Source organism: Streptomyces sp. NPDC049577 (assembly GCF_040675635.1).
GTDB lineage: Bacteria > Actinomycetota > Actinomycetes > Streptomycetales > Streptomycetaceae > Streptomyces.
Map to the genome: position 1 here is coordinate 1 of NZ_JBFAPH010000454.1, position 4005 is coordinate 4005.

The window sequence follows — 4005 nt, forward strand, 5'->3', positions numbered from 1 at the left end:
CGGACAACTGGTGTCACCGCTCACCGGACTCGGCCATCCACCGCACGGGCATCCCGGCGGACGTCACCTACAACGTGGCCTGCTCGGGGGCCGGTACCGCGAACATCCGCATAGGCGGCAGCAAGCAGTACGCGGACGAGCTGGTGCAGAGCGACGCCCTCGCGATCAAGGCGCGCAACACACGGGTGAAGCTGGTGCTGCTGGTCGCCGGGGCCAACGACGACCTCCAGTTCGGTCCGGTGATGACCGACTGCGTCGAGCGCTACCTGCTGCTCCAGGGCACCTGTGAGCCGAAGTACGGGCCCGGCTGGCAGGCCCGGGTCGACGGCCTGGTGCCCAAGGTCGAGCAGACCGTCCGCGACCTGCGCAAGGTGATGACGGACGCGGGCTACGCGGGCGGGGACTACAAGCTCGTCGTCATGGGCTACCCGAGCCCCATCGGGCCCGACATCGAGGACAACCCGAACTACCCCGGCAAGCTCCCCGGCGGCTGCGTCGGTTACACCGCCGACGCGGCGTGGGGCCGCAACTACGCCGTGCCCGCGTTCGAGCGGGGCATGCGCCAGGCCGCGCGGGACACGGGCGCGATCTACCTCGACAACTCGCGGCTCTTCCACGGGCACGAGGTGTGCATGGAGGACACCTGGGCGCGCGGGCTGTGGATCGACCTGTCGAACCCCTTCCCCCCGGACTCCAACTCCGTCCGGCAGTCCTTCCACCCCAACTACCGCGGCCACGGCGCCTTCGCGTCCTGCCTCACGCAGCTGTACCAGGCCGGCTACCAGGAGGCGTCCTGCACCGACCCGGCGAGCACGGGCACACCGGTGCTCTACAAGGGGGCCTGGGACGACGCGTACCGGCCGCTGAAGAGCGCGGCCACGGGGACGTGCGTCGACGCGTACGGCGCGTCCAGCTCCAACGGCACGGAGGTCGGCGGCTGGGACTGCTCGGGCAGCCGCAACCAGCAGTGGTGGTACGACGAGGGGCAGAAGTCCCTGCACACCGCGCTGACGCAGGACCGGTGCGTGGACGTGCCCGGCGCGAAGTACACGGCCGGGGCGGCCCTGGTGCTGTGGAACTGCCACGGCGGGGCGAACCAGCAGTTCGTGAAGAGCGGCGAAACGTTCCGGCCGGCGGCGGCCCAGGAACTGTGTCTGACGCTCACCGGCGCCAAGGACGCGGTCCGGCTCCAGAAGTGTGACGGCTCGGCCGGTCAGCGCTTCGCATGACCGGTGCGCCGGACGGGCTCTGCCGAGCCCGTCCGGCGATCGGCCGCGTCAGTTGCCGCCGCGCACCGGAATGCTGGTGAACGTCGGGGCCGGGGCCGGGTCGACGAAGAAGTCGTTGCCCTTGTCGTCGACGACGATGAACGCCGGGAAGTCCTCGACCTCGATCTTCCAGACGGCCTCCATGCCGAGCTCCTCGTACTCCAGGACCTCGACCTTCTTGATGCAGTCCTGCGCCAGGCGCGCCGCCGGGCCGCCGATGGAGCCCAGGTAGAAGCCGCCGTGCGTGCCGCACGCGTCGGTGACCTGCTTGCTGCGGTTGCCCTTGGCCAGCATGACCTTGGAGCCGCCGGCGGCCTGGAACTGCTCGACGTAGGAGTCCATGCGGCCGGCCGTGGTCGGGCCGAAGGAGCCGGAGGCGTAACCCTCGGGGGTCTTGGCCGGGCCCGCGTAGTAGACCGGGTGGTCGCGCAGGTACTGCGGCATCTCCTCGCCCGCGTCCAGCCGCTCCTTGATCTTCGCGTGCGCGATGTCGCGCGCGACGACCAGCGGGCCGGTCAGCGAGAGACGGGTCTTGACCGGGTACTTGGTGAGCTCGGCCAGGATCTCGTCCATCGGACGGTTGAGGTCGATCTTGACGACGTCGCCGTCCGCGTCCAGGTGCTCGTCCGTCGTCTCCGGCAGGAAGCGCGCCGGGTCCGTCTCCAGCTGCTCCAGGAAGACGCCCTCGGGCGTGATCTTCGCCAGGGCCTGGCGGTCGGCGGAGCAGGAGACCGCGATGGCCACCGGGCAGGACGCGCCGTGGCGCGGCAGACGGACGACGCGGACGTCGTGGCAGAAGTACTTGCCGCCGAACTGGGCGCCGATGCCGATCTTCTGGGTGAGCTCGAAGACCTTCTGCTCCAGCTCCTTGTCGCGGAAGCCGTGGCCCAGCGGGGAGCCCTCCTCCGGCAGCTCGTCGAGGTAGTGCGCGGAGGCGTACTTGGCGGTCTTCAGCGCGTACTCCGCGCTGGTGCCGCCGACGACGATCGCCAGGTGGTACGGCGGGCAGGCGGCCGTACCGAGCGAGCGGATCTTCTCCTCCAGGAACTTCATCATGCTCGCCTCGTTGAGGACGGCCTTCGTCTCCTGGTAGAGGAAGGACTTGTTGGCCGAGCCGCCGCCCTTGGCCATGAAGAGGAACTTGTAGGCGCCGCCGTCCGTCGCGTAGAGCTCGATCTGCGCGGGGAGGTTGGAGCCGGTGTTCTTCTCCTCCCACATGGTCAGCGGGGCCATCTGCGAGTAGCGCAGGTTCAGCTTGGTGTACGCGTCGAAGACGCCGCGCGAGAGCGCCTCCTCGTCCCCGCCCTCGGTCAGGACGTTCTGGCCGCGCTTGCCCATGACGATCGCGGTGCCGGTGTCCTGGCACATCGGGAGCACGCCGGCCGCCGCGATGTTGGCGTTCTTCAGCAGGTCGAGGGCGACGAAGCGGTCGTTCGGGGACGCCTCGGGGTCGTCGAGGATCTTGCGCAGCTGGGCCAGGTGGGCCGGGCGCAGGTAGTGCGAGATGTCGTGCATGGCCTCGGCGGCGAGCTTGCGCAGCGCCTCGGGCTCGACCTTGAGGAAGGTGCGGCCGTCGGCCTCGAAGGTCGACACGCCCTCGGAGGTGACCAGACGGTACGGCGTGTTGTCCTCGCCCAGGGGCAGGAGATCGGTATAGGCAAACTCGGGCCGAGACATCGCGGCGATTTCCCTCACTCTGCGGATGATGGTGCTGGCTTCCTCGACAGCGCCCTCCAGAGTAGGCCGCGCCGGCGGCGGCCGGTCTGTGAGGTAAGGCTCAGTGCGTCAGCTGACTATCGCGATCTATCGCGTTTGGCTACGCTGGTGCCGTGGACGAGCCCTCTCTCGAGAACACCCCGAAGACCTCCCTGGAGAAGCGGCCGGCGGAGCCCGCGCTGCGCGCCTCCGACGCCGACCGCGACCGGATCGCCGACATCCTGCGCGAGGCGCTGGCGCACGGCCGGCTCACCGCCGAGGAGCACACCGAGCGCATCGGCGCGGTCTACAGCGCCAAGACGCTCGCCGAACTCGAGCCGTTGGTGCGCGACCTGCCGGAGGGGCAGCGCCCCGCCGAGGCGTCCGCCTCCGCGCGCCCGTACGGCGCTTCCGTGCGCCCGGGCGCCGGCGAGCCCGAGAACCTCGTGGCCGTGTTCGGTGGCGCGATGCGCAAGGGGCGCTGGAGGGTGAGTGCGCGCACGAACGCCTTGGCGCTGTTCGGCGGCGTGGAGATCGACCTCACGGAGGCCGTCTTCGAGCACCGGGAGATCGTGATCAACGCCTCCGCGATCTTCGGCGGCATCGAGATCAAGCTCCCGGAGAACGTCTCCCTGCACTCCAGGGGTGGTCATGGCATCTTCGGTGGCTTCGACGTCAAGACCGTCGAGGCCACCGACCCCGACGCCCCGGTCGTCGTCGTCACGGGCTTCGCGCTCTTCGGCGGTGTGGAGGCGAAGCCCAAGCGGGGCAAGAGGCTGAAGAATCTTCTGGCGGGCAAGTAGGGGCATCCGGCGGCATTCCGGTCATGGCAACCGTGTGAATAAGAGCGCGCACAGCGGGTAAAGCTTGGTGCATCGTCTCTCGTACGGCTGCGGGTGCGAATGGCCGTGCGCGGTGAGACGGGCAAGGGTGACTCAATCGGCCGAGCGGCGGCCTCCAGGTCGTTCACCTCGTCGCGCAGGGCCAGGGCGACCTGCCGGGCCGTGTCGGCGAGGGGCTGGTCGTCGCGGACGAAGGACCA

3 protein-coding genes and 1 pseudogene are annotated in these 4005 nt (G+C 69.7%); 2 read left to right on the forward strand and 2 right to left on the reverse strand.

The window, feature by feature from the left end:
• Nucleotides 1–1229, forward strand: a 1229-nt coding sequence (locus AB0K09_RS30750; RefSeq protein WP_366068690.1) for a ricin-type beta-trefoil lectin domain protein, incomplete at its 5' end; no start/stop codon positions are given.
• Nucleotides 1230–1277: 48 nt separating this feature from the next.
• Here the strand turns inward: AB0K09_RS30750 and AB0K09_RS30755 are convergent.
• Nucleotides 1278–2945, reverse strand: coding sequence for a fumarate hydratase (locus AB0K09_RS30755; protein WP_366068691.1), 1668 nt, complete (start codon nucleotides 2943–2945; stop codon nucleotides 1278–1280).
• Between the two features lie 152 nt (nucleotides 2946–3097).
• Here AB0K09_RS30755 and AB0K09_RS30760 point away from each other — a divergent pair, with 152 nt between their 5' ends.
• Nucleotides 3098–3766, forward strand: a complete 669-nt coding sequence (locus AB0K09_RS30760; RefSeq protein WP_366068692.1) for a DUF1707 domain-containing protein — start codon at nucleotides 3098–3100, stop codon at nucleotides 3764–3766.
• Between the two features lie 158 nt (nucleotides 3767–3924).
• On the opposite strand, the pseudogene AB0K09_RS30765 reads toward AB0K09_RS30760, so the two are convergent.
• Nucleotides 3925–4005, reverse strand: a pseudogene (locus tag AB0K09_RS30765) (hypothetical protein); the annotation flags it as partial.

Coding starts and splice junctions, on each gene's coding strand:
- AB0K09_RS30755 (WP_366068691.1), bottom strand. CDS start 2,945: ATGTCTCGGCCCGAGTTTGCCTATACCGATCTCCTGCCCCTGGGCGAG.